The 20,717-nt window shown below is 51.3% G+C and carries 22 protein-coding genes; 12 read left to right on the top strand and 10 right to left on the bottom strand.

Annotated elements, in window-relative coordinates; all coding sequences use genetic code 11:
• Window positions 1–2: 2 nt before the first annotated feature.
• Both Q9292_RS02060 and Q9292_RS02055 read left to right on the top strand, forming a co-directional pair.
• On the top strand, window positions 3–1,985 hold the full coding sequence (locus tag Q9292_RS02060; protein WP_313984144.1) for an ATP-binding protein: 1,983 nt from the start codon (window positions 3–5) through the stop codon (window positions 1,983–1,985).
• Window positions 1,982–2,434: a response regulator gene (locus Q9292_RS02055; protein WP_194747026.1), complete on the top strand. Its 453-nt coding sequence runs from the start codon at window positions 1,982–1,984 to the stop codon at window positions 2,432–2,434. Before Q9292_RS02060 ends, Q9292_RS02055 begins: the two co-directional genes overlap by 4 nt.
• A gap of 6 nt (window positions 2,435–2,440) precedes the next feature.
• Here the strand turns inward: Q9292_RS02055 and Q9292_RS02050 are convergent, their stop codons facing one another.
• Complete coding sequence (locus Q9292_RS02050) at window positions 2,441–2,698, bottom strand: hypothetical protein (protein WP_194747027.1); 258 nt, start codon at window positions 2,696–2,698, stop codon at window positions 2,441–2,443.
• A 219-nt stretch (window positions 2,699–2,917) separates the two neighbouring features.
• On the opposite strand from Q9292_RS02050, the gene Q9292_RS02045 reads away from it, so the two are divergent.
• Window positions 2,918–3,247 carry a PepSY domain-containing protein gene (locus tag Q9292_RS02045; protein WP_275356836.1) on the top strand — a complete coding sequence of 110 codons (330 nt, stop codon included), beginning with the start codon at window positions 2,918–2,920 and terminating at the stop codon, window positions 3,245–3,247.
• Window positions 3,248–3,264: 17 nt separating this feature from the next.
• On the opposite strand, the gene Q9292_RS02040 is transcribed toward Q9292_RS02045, so the two are convergent.
• The 3 genes from Q9292_RS02040 to Q9292_RS02030 are packed head-to-tail and all read right to left on the bottom strand — an operon-like array spanning window position 3,265 to window position 5,587.
• The gene (locus tag Q9292_RS02040; RefSeq protein WP_313984138.1) at window positions 3,265–4,599 is read right to left on the bottom strand and encodes an ATP-binding protein; all 1,335 of its coding nucleotides are present in this window, start codon (window positions 4,597–4,599) and stop codon (window positions 3,265–3,267) included.
• Entirely contained in the window at window positions 4,596–5,261 is a 666-nt protein-coding gene (locus tag Q9292_RS02035; protein WP_313984136.1) for a response regulator transcription factor, read from the bottom strand. Before Q9292_RS02035 ends, Q9292_RS02040 begins: the two co-directional genes overlap by 4 nt.
• Entirely contained in the window at window positions 5,261–5,587 is a 327-nt protein-coding gene (locus tag Q9292_RS02030) for a PepSY domain-containing protein (protein WP_409934461.1), read from the bottom strand. The genes Q9292_RS02035 and Q9292_RS02030 overlap by 1 nt, the downstream gene beginning before the upstream one ends.
• A 188-nt stretch (window positions 5,588–5,775) precedes the next feature.
• Here Q9292_RS02030 and ribA point away from each other — a divergent pair, with 188 nt between their 5' ends.
• From ribA to Q9292_RS01990, 8 genes are all read left to right on the top strand, one after another.
• On the top strand, window positions 5,776–6,381 hold the full coding sequence (ribA, locus tag Q9292_RS02025) for a GTP cyclohydrolase II (protein WP_313984132.1): 606 nt from the start codon (window positions 5,776–5,778) through the stop codon (window positions 6,379–6,381).
• Window positions 6,382–6,694: 313 nt separating this feature from the next.
• Complete coding sequence (locus Q9292_RS02020) at window positions 6,695–7,327, top strand: OmpW/AlkL family protein (RefSeq protein WP_313984130.1); 633 nt, start codon at window positions 6,695–6,697, stop codon at window positions 7,325–7,327.
• 21 nt (window positions 7,328–7,348) lie between these two features.
• Window positions 7,349–8,578 (top strand): SfnB family sulfur acquisition oxidoreductase, encoded by a 1,230-nt coding sequence (locus Q9292_RS02015; RefSeq protein WP_313984127.1) that lies wholly within the window; start codon window positions 7,349–7,351, stop codon window positions 8,576–8,578.
• Between the two features lie 94 nt (window positions 8,579–8,672).
• On the top strand, window positions 8,673–9,944 hold the full coding sequence (locus tag Q9292_RS02010; protein ID WP_313984125.1) for an O-acetylhomoserine aminocarboxypropyltransferase/cysteine synthase family protein: 1,272 nt from the start codon (window positions 8,673–8,675) through the stop codon (window positions 9,942–9,944).
• Between the two features lie 325 nt (window positions 9,945–10,269).
• On the top strand, window positions 10,270–11,583 hold the full coding sequence (mauJ, locus tag Q9292_RS02005) for a methylamine utilization protein MauJ (RefSeq protein ID WP_313984122.1): 1,314 nt from the start codon (window positions 10,270–10,272) through the stop codon (window positions 11,581–11,583).
• A gap of 424 nt (window positions 11,584–12,007) precedes the next feature.
• Window positions 12,008–12,274, top strand: coding sequence for a hypothetical protein (locus Q9292_RS02000; protein WP_313984120.1), 267 nt, complete (start codon window positions 12,008–12,010; stop codon window positions 12,272–12,274).
• A gap of 70 nt (window positions 12,275–12,344) precedes the next feature.
• Entirely contained in the window at window positions 12,345–12,641 is a 297-nt protein-coding gene (locus Q9292_RS01995; RefSeq protein ID WP_313984118.1) for a hypothetical protein, read from the top strand.
• Window positions 12,642–12,976: 335 nt separating this feature from the next.
• On the top strand, window positions 12,977–13,345 hold the full coding sequence (locus Q9292_RS01990) for a phenolic acid decarboxylase (RefSeq protein ID WP_313984116.1): 369 nt from the start codon (window positions 12,977–12,979) through the stop codon (window positions 13,343–13,345).
• Between the two features lie 190 nt (window positions 13,346–13,535).
• Here Q9292_RS01990 and Q9292_RS01985 read toward each other — a convergent pair whose 3' ends face one another.
• From Q9292_RS01985 to cysK, 6 genes are all read right to left on the bottom strand, one after another.
• Window positions 13,536–14,513 carry a sulfate ABC transporter ATP-binding protein gene (locus Q9292_RS01985; RefSeq protein WP_313984113.1) on the bottom strand — a complete coding sequence of 326 codons (978 nt, stop codon included), beginning with the start codon at window positions 14,511–14,513 and terminating at the stop codon, window positions 13,536–13,538.
• A gap of 1 nt (window position 14,514) precedes the next feature.
• Window positions 14,515–15,405: a sulfate ABC transporter permease subunit CysW gene (gene cysW, locus Q9292_RS01980; protein ID WP_313984110.1), complete on the bottom strand. Its 891-nt coding sequence runs from the start codon at window positions 15,403–15,405 to the stop codon at window positions 14,515–14,517.
• A 57-nt stretch (window positions 15,406–15,462) separates the two neighbouring features.
• The gene (cysT, locus tag Q9292_RS01975; protein ID WP_194747044.1) at window positions 15,463–16,296 is read right to left on the bottom strand and encodes a sulfate ABC transporter permease subunit CysT; all 834 of its coding nucleotides are present in this window, start codon (window positions 16,294–16,296) and stop codon (window positions 15,463–15,465) included.
• Between the two features lie 109 nt (window positions 16,297–16,405).
• Window positions 16,406–17,275 (bottom strand): EAL domain-containing protein, encoded by an 870-nt coding sequence (locus Q9292_RS01970; protein WP_313984268.1) that lies wholly within the window; start codon window positions 17,273–17,275, stop codon window positions 16,406–16,408.
• Between the two features lie 50 nt (window positions 17,276–17,325).
• Window positions 17,326–18,306, bottom strand: a complete 981-nt coding sequence (locus Q9292_RS01965) for a sulfate ABC transporter substrate-binding protein (RefSeq protein ID WP_313984108.1) — start codon at window positions 18,304–18,306, stop codon at window positions 17,326–17,328.
• Window positions 18,307–18,493: 187 nt separating this feature from the next.
• Window positions 18,494–19,480 (bottom strand): cysteine synthase A, encoded by a 987-nt coding sequence (gene cysK / locus Q9292_RS01960; RefSeq protein WP_313984105.1) that lies wholly within the window; start codon window positions 19,478–19,480, stop codon window positions 18,494–18,496.
• A 321-nt stretch (window positions 19,481–19,801) separates the two neighbouring features.
• On the opposite strand from cysK, the gene epsC reads away from it, so the two are divergent.
• Window positions 19,802–20,704, top strand: coding sequence for a serine O-acetyltransferase EpsC (gene epsC, locus Q9292_RS01955; protein ID WP_313984103.1), 903 nt, complete (start codon window positions 19,802–19,804; stop codon window positions 20,702–20,704).
• Window positions 20,705–20,717 lie beyond the last annotated feature (13 nt).

Below are 20,717 nucleotides of genomic sequence, written 5' to 3'. Positions count from 1 at the left end.
ACATGCAGTGGATCGTGGCAGGCCTACACCAATTCAGCAACCGCATGAACCGGCTGTGGCAGGATTTATCGCTCACCACCAAGGGGATCGTGCTCAATGCCTTGCCGCTCACAGTCTTACTGGCGTCACTGGCGCTGATTTTCGAGAGTGAACAGCAAGCAGCCCTGCTCGAAAGACGGGTGCAGAATGCCTTGCAAATCCAGCAGGATATCCAGACCCTGCAAACCTTGTTGCTGGAAGCCTCCACGGGCGTAAGAGACTTTTTACTGACGGGTAACCGGCAATTTCTGACTGGCTACGAAAGTGCCAAGCAAAGTATGCCGCATTTGCTGCACTCACTCGAAACCAATCTGGACGATGCCTCGCAACAACACCTGCTCGATGTCATTCACCCGCTGGTCGCCCAAAACCTCGAAGACCTGGCCGTGATGGCCAGTCACCGAGCACAGGAAGCCGACCAGGCGCTGATTACAAAGTTTTCCTCACAAGGCAAAGCCTTGAATCAATTGCGCAACCATTTGAATCAGATGAGCGCGCGCGAATCAGCCATCGTCGAGCAAGACAAGAAAGAAGTGATTTTTGAACGCAAACGCAATTTGCGCATTACGCTGATGGCGGTCATCGCCGGGGTAGCAGGCTCCCTGATTGGTGTCTGGCTTTTCAGCCAGACCATCGTCGCCAGGGTGCGGACCATCCGTGACAGTGCCACCCATCTGGTCAAAGGCGAACCGCTGGCATTGCCCAGCATTAGCCGCGACGAGCTCGGTGAGCTGACCAGTGAGTTGGAGCATGCCTCACAATTGCTGACCAAAAGTGCACAGGAGGCACATTTGGCACGGGTAGAAGCCGAAGAAGCCAGTGCCGCAAAAAGTAATTTCTTGTCGCGCACCAGTCATGAGTTGCGTACGCCACTCAATGCCATTTTAGGCTTTGCCCAGATACTGGAAAATGACTTGCCCGAGGGGCGACAAAAAGACAGCGCAACCTTGATTCATAATGCGGGCCAGCATCTGTTAAAGCTGATTAACGAGGTGCTGGACATCTCACGGATTGAAAGTGGCGATATCGACATGGCGCTGGAACACGTCTCGGTGAATGGACTGCTAGAAGAGGCTTACCACTACCTCAAGCCCTTGGAAAAGGTGCGTGATATGACGATCCAAACCGAGTTTGCAGCAGACCTGGCCGTACAGGCAGACCGTCAGCGGCTGCTGCAAGTGGTACTTAACCTGCTGTCGAATGCCTTGAAATATGGCCCCGAAAACAGTGTGGTCAAGCTCAGGGCCTACCCCAAGCATGGTCAGGTACGCGTAGAGGTCGAGGATGCGGGCAAAGGCATTCCGCTCGCGATGCGCTCCCGGCTGTTTACGCCATTTGACCGCCTTGGCGCCGAACGTACCGTGACGGAAGGCACCGGCTTGGGGCTGGTGCTCAGTAAACAACTGATGGACGCCATGGGTGGGCAAATCGGGGTCGCTGAAGATAAAAGCCTATTCTGGATCAGCCTGCCGGCACAGCCTAATGCACACCCCAAGCCCATGCATGTGTCTGCGCCGGTGGAGCCAGGCGCGCCTGTGCAGCCGGTCACCACCCCTTCCACCGGCAAACGGCCTATTTTGTACGTGGAAGACAACCCGAGTAACCAGGCCCTGATTGAAGCGATTGTAAGCAAGCATCGTCACCTCAAGCTGCATCTGGCTGCCAACCTGCAGGAAAGCATGGTTTGGTTAAGGGATATGCAGCCAGATTTGCTATTGCTGGATCTCAATTTGCCAGACGGTTCGGGGGAGAGACTGATTCAGCACATACAGGCCGAGCGGCAGTCCTTGCAGTCCATGCCCATCGTCGTGTTAAGTGCGGATGCCTTGCCGGAAACCAGGGAGCGCCTGAGTCAGCTGGGCATTACGCATTATTTTACCAAGCCATTAAACGTAGCCAGTTTCAACCAGCTATTGCTTAAATTATTACCAGAGTATGCCTCATGAACATAGAACAACTGCGTGCGTCCAAAATTCTGATTATTGATGATGCTGAAGCCAACTTACGCTTACTCGAAGAGCTGCTGACCAAAGAAGGGTTTGAGCAGGTGATCAGCACCACAGACCCGACCAAGACCATGGATCTGGTCAACGCCTTTCAACCTGATTTAATCTTGCTGGATTTGATGATGCCGGTACTGGACGGGTTTGCCGTGCTCGACCAGCTCTCGCACCATGTCGGCCACAATGAATACTTGCCGGTGCTGGTACTGACTGCGGATGCGACCATCGCCACCCGTAGACGGGCGCTGGCCCTGGGGGCAAAAGATTTTTTAACCAAACCTTTTGACCCCATGGAGGCCATGTTACGCGTCTGGATTCTGCTGGAGACGCGCTGGTTATTCACCCAGCTCAAGCAACATCAACCTGATTTGCAATTGCCGGGCTATCAGTAAGCACCCTTATTGATAAGCGCGTTTGCTGGCAAAGCGCAGATTTAATAATTGACGCTGATGCTGTGCAACGCTTTGTGCCGGATCAGTTACCTTCAAGCCGGTGCCTTCCCAAGCCTGTTCTGATTTTTCAGCAGTCGCATTTACTGTTAATGGGCGTTTACCAAAGTTTTGTTGCTGAACAGGGATGCTCTGATCCGCTAATGCAGTTCCTGCAACAGTGAATAATGCCATACCCACAACAACCAATGATTTAGAAATATTCATTTGAAACTCCTGTCTTTAAGTGGTTACGAGGGCCGTCTTGCTTAACAAATGAGGCTCAACGGATTCTGTAAGTGTCATTCTGCACACAATCCCTTACAACAGCCTTGCAAATATTAAAAAAATATGAATTAAAAAAGACTTCTTGAATAAAGGGCTTTTCAGCTTGAGTTAAGGCTGCGCAGGTATCTTGACGGTTCATTGTGAAACAAGGAGCCCCAAATGAACAAAATACTGCCTTATGTATTGAGTAGCCTGCTAATTGCCAGCAGCTTGTTGCAGCCAGCTTGGGCTGACGACGACGATGAAGACGATATGCAGAAAATGGAACAAATGGTAAAAGCGTTCGGCCTGATTTCTCAACAGGAGGCACAGACCAAAGCCCTGGCAGCCAAACCTGGCGTGGTAAAGGAGATAGAGCTGGAACGCCGCAAATTTAGAGATGGCTGGGACTACGAAGTGGAAATCGTCGATGCCAAGGGCAAAGAGTGGGAAGTCACGCTGGATGCCAAGACTGGCAAAGTGAATAGCCTCAACCGCGACTGGTTTTAACGGACCGACTCAAGCGCTTAGGCCTGCACGCCGGGCCTGAGCGTGAATGTCACCCGCAGTCCGCCCAGCCGAGGCGAATGGTCGAGTACGATGCTGCCCTGATAATGCTGCACAATATCCTGCACGATGGCCAGACCCAATCCGCTGCCCGGCTTGGATTCGTCCATACGCATGCCACGTTGCAGCAAGGCCGCCAGTTCTGAAGCCTGGCTACCGGGCCCATCGTCTTCAACAATGATGTGTATCTCCGCCTGCACCGAGATATTTAACTGAACCTGGCTGCGGCACCATTTAAACGCGTTATCCAGCACATTCCCAAGTAGTTCCAGCATGTCTTCGCGATCTATCATCACGCGCGGCTGACCGTCGTGCTGCCAGGCAAATCCTACGGTCTTTTCGCTATAGATTTTTTGCAGGGTCGCCACCAGCGTGGGTAGCACCAGTTCGAGGTCCGTGGTTTGGCTGGTATAGGCATCGCCCATCAAGCGCGCCCGTTTTAATTCGCGCTCCACATCCTGATAAATTTCGTCGGCGCAGCTTTGTACCATGTGCCGCCACTGGGCATCACTCTCTAGTGAGGCGTCCCCTGACAACAACTGTAACTGCGCGAGTCGGGTTTTAAGCCCATGGGCCAGATTGCCGATAGCCAGCCGCGAGCGCCGGGTTTTCTGGCTGGCACTTTTGAGGATACGGTTAAACTCATGGATGAGCGGCATGACTTCGGCCGGACCGCTGGCATTCATCTGCTGCAGCTCGCCACTGGCCACTTTTGCCAGGCTTTCCTTGATCTGCTGTAAGGGATGAAGCGTATTCACCACAATCCAGCGCTGCAAGGCGAGCAGTGCCAGTAACCCCAGCAAGGAAAACACGCCATACAGCCAATGAAACATGCGCAAACTTTGCTGCAACTCGACAAGACTCTCGGCGATATAAATCGTGATGGTTCGCTGCTGCTTGCGGTAGCCATGCCCCAATAACAACAGTGGCTGCGACTCAGGGCCAGTGACGTGCATGACCCGCTCTTCACCCACCTTGAGCGCGCTCACCGGCAAGTTCACATCCCACCACGAGCGGGATTGGGTTTTAGACTGGTCCAGCATCACAATAAAATAACGCCCGGAAAAAGGACGCTGGTATGCCGCCGTCATCACATGCGGTGCCAAGACCAATTGCCCGTGCGCATTGACTGTAACACCCGCGAGCACCCCTTCTGCTTCCTGCTGCATGCGCGCCGTCATCTGCGACTGGATCAGGTGGTCTATGGTAAACGTCACCACCGCCCATTGCAGCGTCAGCAGCCCCACCAGACTGAGCGTCAACCCTAGCGACAATTGCGTGCGTAAAGACTTCATGCTGCCTGCACGATCAACACATAGCCCTGTCCACGCCGGGTCTGGATACGGTCAGCGCCGATCTTGTGCCGCAAGCGGTTCACATAGACTTCGATCACATTACTGTCCTTGTCTGCATCATAGGCGTACACGTGTTCGGTGAGCTCGGTTTTAGAAAAAATACGCCCGGGATGCAGCATTAAATACCGTAACAGCCTGAACTCGGTGCCCGTCAACACGTGCGCGCGCTGCGCTTGCCACACCGTTTGCGTTTGCTCATCCAAACGCAGATCGTCCACCACCAACTCACCACTGACCACCCCCACCGTGCGTTTATGCACGGCCGCCAATCTGGCCAGTAGCTCCTGCAAGTGAAAGGGCTTGGTCACATAGTCATCGGCGCCCACATGAAAGGCTTCGACTTTCTCCTGCCAGCTGCTACGCGCGGTCAGGACAATCACCGGCAACGCCAGCCCCTTGCGCCGCCACTCGGCCAGAATGTCCATGCCCGGACGGTCCGGCAAGCCCAAATCCAGAATCGCCAGATCATAAGGTTCCAGGCTGCCCTGTATCGCGGCTTCAACACCCGCTTGCAACCAATCGCAAGCGTAGCCCGCCTGTGCAAGTGACAGCTGCAGCTGTGCGCCCAACAAAGCATCATCTTCTACTAATAGCAACCGCATCAGTCGTCCTGCTCCATTTTTAGCAGCTGCCCGGTCTTGGCGTCCAGTTTCAGCTCCCACACCTGGCTACCCGCATCCAGTATGTCGATCTCATACACGTAGCGGCCATGTTTCTTCTCCAGCTCAACCTCGAGAATTTCACCGGGTTTGTAAGCTCTGGCTTTTTGAGAGATTTTTTCCAGGCTCAGAATTTCACCTTTGGCAGACAATCGGCCGGCATTGTCAGGGCTTTCCCCTGAATCTGCCTGCGGCAAGCAGGCTAATGTAGTGCTCATGATCAAAAGCGCAAGAAGTACTCTCCTGGCGCGACGGGACATCCCAACCATGCTTATCCAACTCCTGCAACAGAGACTATGCCCAAAAGTTTAACAGCATTCATCTTAAACCAAGCTTAAATTGGGCCATGACCTGGCTGCATGGCCGTAGACGATGGATTATTTCAAAACCGGCCCTTTAAAAAGCCGGTTGCAGCTACAATATTGATTTGGCACACATCTCCAACGCCCAACGCATCATGCAATTTTTATCTCACAGCTCCACCGCCCGCTTACCTACCCAGTTTGGCGAGTTTGATATCCATGTCTTTACCGATAGCCGCAATGGCCTCGAACATGTTGCGCTGGCCTGCGGCAACCTGCAAGGCGCGCAGTCGCCGCTGGTCAGGGTGCATTCCGAATGTTTAACCGGCGATGTGTTTGGCTCAACACGTTGTGATTGTGGTGAACAGTTGCACCACGCGCAACGCCTGATCCAGCAAACCGGCCTGGGCCTGATCCTGTATTTAAAAAACCATGAAGGCCGCGGCATTGGTCTCAATAACAAAATGCGCGCCTATGCGCTGCAAGACCAAGGCCTGGATACCGTAGAGGCCAATATCGCCCTCGGGCTGCCGGTGGATGCCCGCACCTACGAAGTGGCCGCTGAGATGTTGCAATACTTTGAGATCAACACGATCCAGCTACTTTCCAATAATCAGGAAAAACGCACGGCCTTGCAATCGCTAGGCATCAGCGTTGCGCAGCAAGTGCCATTGCTCACGCCGCCTACGCCTGACAATCTGAAGTACCTGCAAACCAAGGTCAACAAGTTGGGGCATTTACTGCCAGATTTACCTGCTTAAAGGCAACCCCCTTCATCGCCCCCCTATCTACCGCCCTTCTTCCCAGCATTTGCCGATCCCGGCAACGCCGGTTTCAGTCTTAAACGCTTATTCAATCCGCATGCGGCCTGCCTTTGCCAGGGCACGCTGACAGCAAGCTGCTTTTCAAAAAGCACGTCATCCATACGCAAAAAAATTATAAGTCTTTGTTTTTAATAAAATATTACCCTGGCACAATTTCTGCAAAGGATCGTTAAGCTAGGTCACCTTCTTGACGTACGAGTGGTGCAGTACCTGCATGACAGCCGACTTGAAAACCAGAAGGAGTTTTATCTTGAAACATGCATTTCCATTCTTTACCCATTCCCCTTTGATCGCCATCGGCCTCTCTCTGTCGATGATTACTGCCACCGTGCACGCGGACACAGACCTGTCGCCATGGCAATTACGTGCGGGGATTTCATTGATTGATCCTCAATCCCACAATGGCCGTATTATCCAAAACACCGCTGCTGTGACGGTGGATAGTCAAACCGGCCCGACCTTCAATATTGGCTATTACTTGACGCCGCACTGGGCAATCGATCTGTTGGGCGGACTCGCCTTCAAGCACCAGATCAACGTCAATGGCGAGCGTGCTGGCTCTACCAAACATTTGCCGCCCATCCTCAGCCTGCAATACCACTTCCGGCCAGAAGCGACCATACGGCCATTTGTTGGGCTCGGCATCAACTACACACGTTTTCTTGATGAAAAACTAGATAACGGCGCCAAACTGTCACTCGGCAGCTCCTGGGGGCCTGCAGTGCAAGCGGGGGTAGATGTTGCCATTGACCAGCATTGGTCTGTGGGCGGGGATATCCGCTATGCACGCATTGATACGCGCACAGAAATCAATGGCGCCAATGTTGGCAAAGTTGAGATCAACCCCACGGTTTACAGCCTTACTGTCGGCTATCGCTTTTAATCTCCCGTGAAAGGAAACCTCATGAGTCAATCCAATACATTTGCCATACCAGCATTAGACACTCTCCCGGCGGCACACCGCATTCGCAGTGACGAAGAGGCGATTGCCGTTGCAAAACAGTTAGCAGAGACCTTTGCCAAGGAAGCCTCTGCGCGCGACCGAGAGCGCCGTTTACCAGTGGCCGAACTGGACGCATATTCGCAAAGCGGCCTGTGGGCTATCACCATCCCCAAAGCCTACGGCGGCGCGGGCGTCTCTTATCGCACCTTGGGCGAAGTGATAAAAATTATTTCTGTGGCGGATCCTTCACTGGGCCAATTACCGCAAAACCATTTTGTCATTATCGAGCATCTGATCCTGGATGCCAGCGAGAGCCAGAAGCAGTTCTTTTTTGAGCTGGTGCTCAAAGGCGCTCGCTTTGGCAATGCCTTCTCAGAAAAAGGCAGCCGCACGGTGGTCGAGTTTGCCACCCGCATCACCCCGCATGGCGAAGGTTTTGTCGTCAATGGCACCAAGTTTTTTGCCACTGGCGCCTTGCTTGCCCACTGGATTCCGATTGTGGCGGCCACAGAAGAAGGTCTGCCGTACTTGGCGCTAGCCAAACAAGGTACCCCTGGGCTGACAGTGATCAATGACTGGTCCAGCTTTGGTCAACGCACCACCGCCAGCGGAACCGTGGTGATTGAAGCCGTACAAGTGCCTGCAGAACATGTGGTGCCGATTTACCAAGCCTTTGCCCGCCCGACCATCGCCGGACCCAGCTCGCAGTTTATTCAGGCAGCCGTCGATGCAGGCATTGCCGCAGGCACCATAGCCGCGACGCTGGACTACGTAAAACAGTCCGCGCGGCCATGGATAGATGCCAAGGATATCCAGCATGCCAGCGATGACCCCTACACCATCCAGCAAATTGGCGACCTGGAATTGCGCTTGCACGCAGCAGAAGCCTTGCTAGACCGCGCCGCCGATGCCTTGACCCAGGCAGCGAAAGAAGCCAACGAAACCACGGTGGCAGCGGCCTCCATTGCAGTGGCAGAAGCCAAAGTATTGACCACCGAAATCGCGCTATTAGCCGGCAACAAACTGTTTGAGCTCAGCGGTACGCGTTCTACGCTCGAAGAACTCAATCTCGACCGTCACTGGCGCAATGCACGCACGCATACCCTGCATGATCCGGTCCGCTGGAAGTTTCACGCCATTGGCAACTACTACCTCAACAAAGTGAATCCGCCGCGTCACCCGTGGTTATAAGCATGTAAGCAAATGATATAACCCCGGCCGCGCACCGGGGTTATACTTTAATACCAATATAATAAATTCAAATAATTAATAAAGGAGTTGAGCGATGAAACAAGAAACCCTTTCCATTCACGGCGGCTATCAACCGGACCCCACTACCAAGGCGGTTGCGGTGCCCATTTACCAAACCACCTCTTACGCCTTTGACAATACCCAACATGGTGCGGACCTGTTTGACCTCAAGGTACAAGGCAATATTTATACGCGTATCATGAACCCGACTACCGCCGTGCTAGAAGAGCGCCTGGCACAACTGGAAGGCGGCATAGGCGCGCTGGCACTGGCGTCTGGCATGGCCGCAATTACCTACGCGATTCAAACCATTGCCGAGGCAGGCGATAATATTGTGTCCGTCTCAACGCTGTATGGCGGCACCTATAACTTCTTTGCGCACACCTTGCCCAAGCAAGGCATAGAAGTCCGGTTTTTTGATTACCGCGATCCGGCCTCTTTAGAAAAACTCATCGATAGCCGCACCAAGCTGGTGTTTGCCGAAACCATAGGCAACCCGCTCGGCAATGTGGTCGATCTCGCCGCCATTAGCGCGGCTGCACACAAACATGGCGTACCAGTGATTGTCGATAACACCGTCGCCACACCGATTCTGTCGCGGCCATTTGAGCACGGCGTGGATATTGTGGTGCACTCGCTGACCAAATACATAAGTGGCCACGGCAACTCGATTGGTGGCGTCATTGTCGATAGCGGCAAGTTTCCATGGGCAGAACATGCCGCGCGCTTCCCCAGCCTCAACACCCCCGACCCCAGCTACCATGGCGTCAACTACGTCGAAGCCTTAGGCCCCGCCGCCTACATCGCCCGCGCCCGCGTCGTTCCCTTGCGCAACACCGGCGCCGCCATCAGCCCATTTAATAGCTTTTTGATTCTGCAAGGCCTGGAAACACTGGCCCTCAGAATCGAGCGCCACAGCACCAACGCGCTGGCCGTCGCAAATTACCTGAAACAACACCCCAAAGTAAAATGGGTCAGATACGCCGGGCTTGCAGACCATCCCGATCATTCACTGGTGAAAAAATACCTCAACGGCCACGCCTCAGGCATTTTGTCATTTGGCGTACAAGACGGTCGCGAAGGCGGCACCCGCTTTATTGACGCGCTGCAACTGTTCACGCGCCTGGTGAACATCGGCGATGCCAAAAGCCTGGCTTGCCACCCTGCCACTACCACGCATAGGCAACTCAATGCCGAAGAGCTGGCCCGTGCAGGCGTGAGTGAAGATATGGTCAGGTTATCGGTAGGCATTGAGCATATCGATGATTTGATTGCGGATTTGGAGCAGGCATTGGCGAAGGTTTAAAGGTGATCAAAAACTGGCCATGTCAGGTTTTAATATTGCGAAAAATAATGAAAGCGTAGCAGAGATGCTGCGCTTTTTTCGTCTATAAACGATTTCACATCGGCAAAAATTTTAAATATCTGCCTATCTAATAGGATTAGGCAATATCTTGCCATCACTTTAAAGTCGTTCTTATTGTAGAAATGTAGTTTCACTGATAATTTTGATAATGTATCCCGTGGGAAAAGAGTTGCGCACCCTACTCGTATCACATGGCTACGCTAATCAGCTCTCTTCTGCAGATTTTGAAGACAAGGCGACTCATTTCAAATAGTTAAGTAAGTTTATGACAAAAGAATTTTTGAGAGATTTGCATCAAGAGGCCGAAACTAATCTTAAGCATAGTGGCAAATGGATGGTTGCTGGGATTGAAACGGGTATTTTCTGGCCCAAGACGCCACAGATTTTTCCCTGTAATGGATTTGATTTTATTCTACGTCCTACTGATGAGAAGCATCTCCCTACGATATGTCTGAACTACGGTCAGTACAGATTAGATAGTAATCAAGCTCGCAATGAAATAATGAAGTTTGCAAGCATCCTAAGTTGGCGTGAAGGGGAAAGGTTAGAGATTAGCACTTGGGCGGGAGGAAGCTTCCCGATTAACATATGCCGCGGGCGGATGGATAGTGTAGGCAATCATCTAGCGACTGATAATTTACCTGATCTATCAAATGGTTTAATGGTGGCCTTAGCATTATTCCGTGAGGCCATTTCAAGTAACAATAAATTCTATAGTTTCTTAAGCTTCTACAAAGTTATATCCTCGATACATACTAAAGGTTTAGATAGAGGAAAATGGTTTTCATCAGCAATATCACGGATAACGGACCACCAAGCGTTAGAGAGAATTCAAGAGCTCGAATCTGATAATTCGGATATTGGTACCTATTTGCTAAATCAAGGACGACATGCTATCGCGCACGCAGAGAAAGAGGTTTTTGTAAACCCTGATAGTCTAAACGATATACAGCGTATATATGCCGACATCCCGATAATGCATGCCTTAGCGGAGTTAGCAATTGAAGAGAGTTTTTCTTACTATCCGAATCGCTCAATGCGTCGACCAGCCCGTAATTTAATAGAGGGTTTTGAGAAATTTATAGGTGGCGATTTACTTCAAATGGTAATTTCTGGAAACTTACCAGACAAGACCATTTCTGTGGATGTACCTGATTCTGTATGTGTTCTAGTCAGAAAAGAGAACAGGTTTTTATCGCTGGATGATTGCTATATTGAAGGCTTTGAGATTACTAAAGGCTGGTTTCATTTCTCTATAAAAAACAAATTATTCCCCATACAATTCATAATTCATTTGGAATTAGAAGCAAAACTAATGCATTTCAACCCATTAAGAGATATGGGTAATGCTCTCAAAACTGAATCTATTGACGATATCAAGTGTGCTCTACAGTTACACGAAATGTATTTTCTAACATTATGTAATGGATCATTTGAAGTTTGGGATTCCGAAAGTGGAGCTTTACTGGGTAAGACAAAACCATTTTTTATGACAAATATGATGATCAATTTCGATGGGTACACCCGCGAAAAGGAAAGACTGGAGAAATTAATAGCCGAAAAGTGTATGGAGAAGTAATTTAAGGGATTTATAGCCAAGTAGCGTGGGCAACTTATTTTCCACGCGTTCAATCCCTCCAAAATTGATTCAATGTCGGATCACTAACGCGCCAACTCTCAAGCAAGTTACCTTTTACAGTAGTCACTTACCTAAAGCATCGATTTTTATGTGATATCGATGTGCACTTTGCGCTGCGGGTAGCTACGCTATTTCTACAGCGTTATTATGATCATCGAATCCTCGTTGAGACTAAACAATAGCTCATCTCAGCTCTGATTTACCCTATCCTTAAAAACAACCAAAGTATGCTATTTGGTATATACCAACCTACCTATATCTATAGACGATTTATGGAAAAAGTCCGCGCATAATGCAAATCATCGTGATTGAGCAAAGTTTTAACAGATTGCCATCACATTGACTAACAGATAGGAGAACAAACATGCGTAACGTTATTTCTGCAATGGCTTTAGTAAGTGGTTTTATTGTTGCTGCCCCAGTAGTGGCGGTTGAACAAAATGGTGGGATTGAAAAAACACAAACTGCGCAACACTTTTTGAGCAAGCGTCCATATGCTCAACCAGTGGTTGCCAAAGCTGACGGTGAGCAACCCTGGGTAGGCGCTACACTGGTGGTGGATGGTAACAGCGGACGTGCGAACGTTCATGAAGTGCAAAAACTGCACATGCTTGGTAAACGCGCTTTTTAATCCAGGGCATAGGGTCCACGCGAAAAGCGAAGCGCCCCAATTGCTTTAGGACAAATTTAGGAGATTACAAATGAAAAAATTATTTTTAACCATATTGGCTTTAGGCTTTGTGGCGCAAGTAAATGCAGCTGACTTACCGGATAACGAGCAAAGTGTAGGCCAGTCACATCACAATCACTTTATCGGGAAACGTCCCTACAACAAAATTCTTGATAAACCAGCCAAGGGGGCTGATCAAGCCTGGGAAGGCACTGGTTTAGTGGCTGAAGACCCGGAACAAACTGAAAAGAAATTGATGAAACATAATCAACATCAAATGAATTTTATTGGTAAACGACCATATGTTGCACCGCATAACCCTGACTAACGCCTGATATACCAAACGATTTAAATCTCTCTGTGTTACCCGCCTGTTTTTTGGGCGGTTTTTTTATTCCTACGCACGCTAGAACAATCAAGAGGCTGGGTAATACTCACGATTTGGCAAGGGCATTGAGGGTGGCCTTACTCCACTTTTCATCGCGGCTCAAAGGTGGTTTTTTTGCTGAAAATTGGGAAAGTTGCTTAGCGTTTGAAGAGAGTGGGTTGGGGATAGTTAGAGCGTTTTGGTATTGTGACGCGTGGGCAACTAGTTGCGCACCCTACTATACTTACATTTTTAACCGATGACACTGACAGAAAACACACTTTAGGAAAGTACGCATGAAATCGCTATCTCTCTTGTTCAGCTCTTTACTCTTTGCAACTTGGATACCTGCAGTGCATGCCGCTGAGGCATTTATTGGGCAGTTTCTTTACAAATATGATGGCGGAAGCATTTACCGGGTGGAGGTCAAAGACCCGCAACTCATGACATGGACCTGCGTAGAAGGGTCAGAGAAAGGTGCCAGCGGCAAGGAGCACCCTGATCGCTTTAAAATAGCCGATAAGATTTACTTTGCTAGCTGGATTGAGAAAACTGGAATCACCGTCACTCAGGTAGTCAACCTGAACACCATGAAGGTGTATTCGACCATTATTGATGGCAAGGAACGCTACGTGATTTCAGGGGCTATCGTACGCGAGAAGTGAGATTTACCTGCATGGCGAACGATGATGTCCATTCGCCATGCAGTTTGTAGGGTGGGCAACTTGTTGCCCACGCGTTGAAATCATTCTCGACAAACGATGAGTTGCTTTCAGCCATTTAATAATCGTTGATTACCGCAAATGCAAAAAAGCGCAGCCATAATCGCTGCGCCTTTGTATTTACTAAGTCAAATTAAAACACTCGCAATTGCGTCGGTTTCAAATACACCGTCTCGCCCTGCTTAAAACTCAACTGATTAAACTGCTCCCGGCCCAGCTCCACATCCACATATTGCTCGTTGTCGGCACGCTTGATTTCCAACCGCACCAGTGAGCCGACAGAATGCACGTAGGTGAGCGATCCAGCGATGGTTTGTGCGTCGGCCTCACGGCTGACTGCAATTTCATAGGGGCGTACAAAGCCTTTGCCTTGCGGGGTTTCAAAGGCGTTCACATTGCCTAAAAACTCATACACAAACGGCGTGGCGGGTTGATCATACACCGCTTGCGGTGATCCGACCTGCTCAACCTGACCGTGATTCATGACGACGATGGTGTCGGCGACTTCGAGGGCTTCTTCCTGGTCGTGCGTGACGAATACACTGGTCACATGCAGTTCGTCATGCAGGCGGCGCAGCCAGCGGCGCAGGTCTTTACGCACTTTGGCGTCTAGCGCGCCAAATGGCTCGTCCAGCAACAGTACTTTTGGCTCGACGGCCAAGGCACGTGCCAAGGCAATCCGTTGGCGCTGGCCGCCAGACAATTGCGGTGGATAGCGGTCAGCCAGCCAGTCGAGTTGCACCAGTTTGAGCAAGTCATGCACGCGTTTTTTGATCTCGGCTTCTGACGGCCGCGTTTCTTTGGGGCGCACGCGCAGGCCAAAGGCGACGTTTTCAAACACGGTCATATGGCGGAACAGCGCATAATGCTGGAACACAAAACCAACCTGGCGCTCGCGCACATCACGGTGGGTGGTGTCTACGCCATCAAACAGCACCTGACCGCTGTCCGGGGTCTCCAGGCCAGCGATAATGCGTAACAGCGTGGTTTTGCCGCAGCCTGAAGGCCCAAGCAAGGCCACCAGCTCGCCTGAGGGGACTTGCAGATTGATATCGCGCAGGGCACTAAATTGGCCAAACCCTTTATTGATCTGTTGTATGGTAATGCTCATCTTAAGCCGTCACTTCCTTTTCAATCGCGGCGGCATCGCGGGATGCCTGCCATTCAACATAGGTTTTCAAAATCAGGGTTACCAGGGCCAGCAGCGTGAGCAATGAAGCCACAGCAAAGGCCGCCGCGTAGTTATATTCGTTATACAAAATCTCAACATGCAAAGGCATGGTGTTGGTGAGGCCGCGGATATGGCCGGAGACCACAGACACCGCGCCAAACTCGCCCATGGCCCGTGCGTTGGTCAGGATCACGCCGTAAATCAGGCCCCACTTCACATTAGGCAGGGTCACATGCCACAGCATTTTCCAGCCAGAGGCGCCCAGCACCAGTGCAGCCTCTTCCTCTTCTTTGCCTTGCGCCTGCATGAGCGGAATCAACTCGCGCGCCACAAACGGAAAGGTCACAAAAATCGTCGCCAGCACAATGCCAGGCACGGCAAATACCACTTTCAGGTCGTGATCGATCAACCATTCACCAAACCAGCCTTGCAGGCCAAAAATCAGCACAAAGATCAACCCGGCGATTACAGGCGAGACGGCAAACGGCAGGTCAATCAGGGTAATCAAAAAGCTTTTGCCTCTAAAGTCAAACTTGGTAATTGCCCAGGCGGCGGCCACGCCAAATACCAGATTCAGTGGCACCGAGATCAGCGAGGCGATCAGAGTCAGCTTCATCGCGGACAAGGCATCAGCTTCGGTGATCGCAGCCAGGTAGACGTCCCAGCCTTTGCGCAAGGCCTCGGTAAAAACGGCGGCCAGCGGCACCAGCAAAAACAGCCCTAAAAACGCCAGCGCCAGGCCAATCAAGCCCCAGCGGACCCAAGTGGGTTCAGAGGTGGCGCGTTTGTAAGCCACTTTGCCCTGATATTGTTGAAATTGTGTGGTTTGCATCATCCTACCTATGGTTTATCAAAATATACGCAACGCTATGCTTTCAGCGGCCGCCCATTATTTAGCGCCATGGCGGTGACTACTCCACCATTGCAGCAAGTTGATCAATAACAGCAACACAAACGAAATCACCAGCATCACAACGGCAATGGCCGTGGCGCCCGCATAATCATATTGTTCAAGTTTGGTGATGATCATGAGCGGCGTAATCTCGGAAATCATCGGCATATTGCCGGCGATAAAAATAACAGAACCATACTCCCCCACCGCGCGGGCAAATGCCAGCGAGAAACCGGTGAGTAGCGCCGGCCAGATGGCGGGCAGAATAATTTTGTAAAAGGTTTGCCAGCGGTTGGCGCCCAAGCTGGCCGCTGCTTCTTCGGCCTCGGCACTAAAGTCTTCGAGCACCGGTTGTACGGTACGCACCACAAACGGCAAGCCAATAAAGGTGAGCGCCACCACCACGCCGAGTGGGGTAAACGCGACTTTAATGCCATGTGGCTCCAGCCAATGGCCTAACCAGCCATTCGGCGCATAAATCGCGGTGAGTGAAATCCCGGCCACCGCCGTCGGCAAGGCAAACGGCAAGTCGACCAGTGCATCGAACACTTTTTTGCCAAAAAACTGATACCTGACAAAGACCCAGGCAGTGAGCAGGCCAAATACCAGATTGATCAGCGCTGCAATCAATGAGGCGCCAAAGGTTAGTTTATAGGTAGCAACCACGCGCGGCGTGGTGACCACCGCCCAAAACTCATGCCAGCTAAGCTCGGTGGTGCGCAGAAAAACAGCGGCTAAAGGGATGAGAACGATTAGGCTTAGGTAGACCAGCGTGTAGCCGAGTGACAAGCCAAAGCCGGGGAGTAAATGTTTCTTTTTTTGTGATGCCATGGTGTATGGTGATCCGTTAAACAGGCGCTAATATAGCTGCATTCTTTTAAATCATTAAAGAATGAATAATCATTAATTTATAAGCGCCTGTTATATAAAGCGTGATGGATTAGGCAACTTTTGGCGTGCGGTGCTGGTATTGGTCATTAATGACCTTGGCCACCACCGGTGCAGCCAGCAAGTTGCCCTGCAACACGGTCGCCCCGGCCGAGATCGCAATATCCAGTTGCTGCTGGGTTTCAATGCCCACAATCACCGGCGTGCTGCCCAGATCCTGCACGCTGGATACCAGCCCCTTGAGTGCCTTGGCCAAGCCCGGTTGTTGCGCGGCCTGGTGAATCACAGAGACATCAAACTTGATAAAGTCATGCTGCACACTCCACAAGCGGTATAACTTGCTTTGGTGGCCGCCGACATGATCAAACGCAATCTGGTAGCCCAAGGCGCGGTAGTTCTCCACGGCAGCGATCAGGTGCTTGTCCTGCTCGATCAGCGACTCGTTGATTTCGAGCACGACGCGATGCGTAGGCACCGAATACTTATGCAGGATCTGCTCAAACACCTTGCCGTGCGCGCTGACCTCGAGGAGTAATTTCGGATGCACGTTTAAAAACAGCAAGCCGTTTTCCTGGTGGATGGCCCGGTAATTGAGCACGTGCTGCGAGCGGCATACGCGGTCAAACTGCACCAGCTTGCCGGACTGCTCGGCATAGGTAAACGCAAACTCGGGTGTGCTGCCCAGGGTGCCAAACAATGAGGGGCGAATCATGGCTTCATAGCCATAAATATCCCCTTGTTTGGCATCGTAGATCGGCTGAAAAGCGGTTTTAAGATGAACACCGATAAAGGTGCTTTCATACTCGCCCGAGCTGGCCTCCAGCAGACCAAGCTCTTCTAGGTCCAGCGCAAGCACCTGTTTGAGTTCGGCACGCAATTGCACAATGTGCTCCGGCTCTGGGGATAACTGTTTTTGTGTCATCATGACTCCTTTCTGCGTTTAAGCATGCGCTAGGCAATGATTTTTAAACGCTATTTTTGATAAATCTGGTCGAAGATGCCGCCATCACTAAAATGCGTGTTTTCGGCTTCGTTCCAGCTGCCAAACACCTGTTTGACCGTAAATGTATTGAGCTTTTTAAAGCTGGGTTGCGCCACCTCAGCCACTTGCGGGCGCAAGTAATGTTTGGCAGCCAAAGCCTGACCCGCAGGTGAAAAGTGATACTCAAGATAGGCTTGTGCCAGCTTGCGCGTGCCTTTTCTATCCACCACCTTGTCTACAAGCGCCACCGGGTTCTCTGCCAGCACGGTCACGGACGGGTACACCAGCTCAAACTTGTCTTCCCCCAGCTCTTTTTGCAGCAGATAGGCCTCGTTTTCAAACGTCACCAGCACATCGCCAATCTCGCGCTGGGCAAACGTGGTAGTGGCTCCGCGGCCACCGGTATCCAGCACCGGCACATGTTTAAACACCTGGGTCACAAATTGGCGCGCCTTGCTGGCATCGCCGCCTTTTTGCGTGATATAGCCCCAGGCGCCCAGATAGCTATACTTGCCGTTACCCGAGGTTTTAGGGTTAGGAATCACCGCCGCCACACCGGGTCTGATCAGGTCGTCCCAGTCTTTAATCTGTTTGGGATTGCCTTTGCGGACCAGAAACACCGTGGGGGAAGCGCTGGGCACGCTGTTATTGGGTAATCTGCTCTGCCAGTTTGCCGGGATCAATTTGGCTTTTTGCGCCAGAATATCAATATCGGCGCTACGGTTCATGGTAATCACATCCGCAGGCAAGCCATCCACAACCGCACGCGCCTGCTTGGTCGAGCCGCCGTGTGACTGGTTAATGGTCACCGATTCACCGGTCTTTTCTTTCCAGTACTGGACAAAGGCCGGGTTGAATTCTTTATAAAACTCGCGGGTCACATCGTAAGAAACATTCAGCAATTCAGCAGCCTGCACAGGTGCTTGTAGCAGCGCAGCCCAGACCAGCAAGTGACGGATAAAAGACGACATAAACAACTCCCTGAACTTGATAGGTAGGCACTATAGCGGGAGTTTTATATTTTTAAAAAGAATAAAATATAATATATTTATAATTTTAAAGAATATAAAAATGAAGATGATAAAAAACGCCAGTTCAAGCACTAGCGTTTTGATCGCTGGTCCGCAGCAAAGCCCAAAGCGGGAAACAGCGAGCAATTTAAGCGGCTGACACACTGAGCCCGTGCTCGTCAAATATGCCGTCAAACAGCACGGAGCTCAAATAGCGCTCGCCGGAATCCGGCAAAATCACCACGATATTTTTACCCGCATGCTCAGGCAGAGCCGCATACCTGACCGCTACCGCGACCGCCGCCCCGCAGGAAATGCCGGCCAGAATGCCCTCCTCGCGTGCCAGTCTTCTGGCGAATGCAATCGCTTCTTCATTGGTCACTTGTGCAATGTCATCCACCAGACTTAAATCCAGGATATCCGGCACAAAGCCTGCGCCTATGCCTTGAATTTTGTGCGGTGCCGGCGCGAGTGCTTGCCCTGCCCTAAACTGCGTCAACACCGGACTGGCGGCCGGCTCTACCGCAACAGAGAGAATGTTCTTATGCTGCGTCTGTTTGAAATAGCGGGAAACGCCGGTAATGGTGCCGCCGGTGCCCACCCCTGAAACCAGAATATCCACCTCGCCATTGGTATCGCGCCAGATTTCGGGGCCTGTGGTTTGTTCATGAATGGCCGGATTGGCCGGATTTTTGAACTGTTGCAACAACACATAACGTGCTGGATCCGCGGCGGCAATTTCTTCTGCCTTGGCCACGGCGCCTTTCATGCCTTTGGCGCCCTCGGTCAGTACCAGCTTGGCACCATAAGCAATCAGCAATTTGCGCCGCTCCAGGCTCATGGTTTCCGGCATGGTTAAAGTAATGGGGATACCCCGTGCCGCAGCCACAAAGGCCAGCGCGATGCCGGTATTGCCGCTGGTTGGCTCCACAATTTCTTTACCGGGGCCCAGCAAGCCTTTTTGTTCGGCATCCCAGATCATGGCCGCACCGATGCGGCACTTGACAGAATAGGCCGGGTTACGGCCTTCTATTTTGGCAAAAATGGTGGCCTGACCAGGGGCGGTCAGGCGGTTCAGGCGCACTAAGGGCGTATTGCCGATGGACTGTGCATTGTCATTAAACCAGTGTGACATAAAGCGCTCTTCAAATAAAAACAGTGACTGTAGTTTAAAAAGCGCTGAAATAAATTAAAAATAACATTTTGTTGGATAAATATATTTAATAGTTATAACCCTACCTTTTCGGTTATTTTAAAACTGCTTTAAATAACAAATACTGATAATAAAATAATAAATGATTCTAGGCTTTACCCTGTTCAATCACGAAAGAGTGTTTTATAGTGAGCAAAGATTCATGCTGACCAGACAACTGGAAGCCAGTGACCCGCCAGGGCCACTGGCTTTTTTTTCGCCTGTTGTCAGCAATCGCGTACTTACCATGACAAGGAATCCACGATGCAAGAAATTGCCATCGAGCACATCGTGCAACAACTGGCGGGCATCCGCGAACATGCATTGCAACAACGCCAGCGCTTGACGCAACCACCCAAGCTGCCTTCACGTAAAGTGCTGGCCAAGTGCGTGGAAGGCCTGGCTGCCGCGCTGTTCCCCAACCGGCTGGGTGATTCAGACATTCAGCCAAATGCCATTAACTTTTATGTGGGGACCACGCTGGATAAAGCCCTGCGTGAATTGCAGCAACAAATCCGTCTTGAGCTTGCGTTTAAAGCGCCGGGGACCGCCGCCAGCCAGTTCAATGCACAATCACATGCCCTCACGCAAACCTTTGCCGAGCAATTGCCTGCGATTCGCCAGCAGCTGGATACCGACCTTGAAGCCGCTTATCAAGGCGATCCGGCCGCGGACAGCGTGGATGAAATTCTGGTCAGCTATCCCGGCATTCTGGCGCTGATTCATTACCGGCTGGCGCATGTTTTACACGGCTTGGGTTTGACCATTTCTGCACGCCTGATCACCGAAATCGCCCATTCGCAAACCGGCATTGATATCCACCCTGGCGCACGTATCGGTGATTACTTTTTTATTGATCATGGCACCGGCGTGGTCATAGGTGAGACAGCGATTATTGGTAACCACGTCCGCCTTTACCAGGCAGTCACCCTGGGTGCAAAAAACTTTCCCAAAGATGCCAATGGCCATCTGGTGAAGAAATTTGAACGCCACCCCATTCTGGAGGATTACGTGGTGGTGTATGCCGGGGCCACCATTCTGGGCCGCATCACCATAGGAAAACATTCGATTATTGGCGGCAATGTCTGGGTTACGCGCAGCGTGCCTGCCAACAGTCACCTCACACAAGCGCATTCGGATGCCAAACCGATTCCGGCTGCCGCTTGATTTTTAACTATTG

Source organism: Methylophilus sp. VKM B-3414 (assembly GCF_032248435.1).
GTDB classification, from domain to species: domain Bacteria; phylum Pseudomonadota; class Gammaproteobacteria; order Burkholderiales; family Methylophilaceae; genus Methylophilus; species Methylophilus glucosoxydans.
Note: the sequence above shows the minus strand (reverse complement) of the source record. Positions and strands in the feature narration are given on the sequence as shown.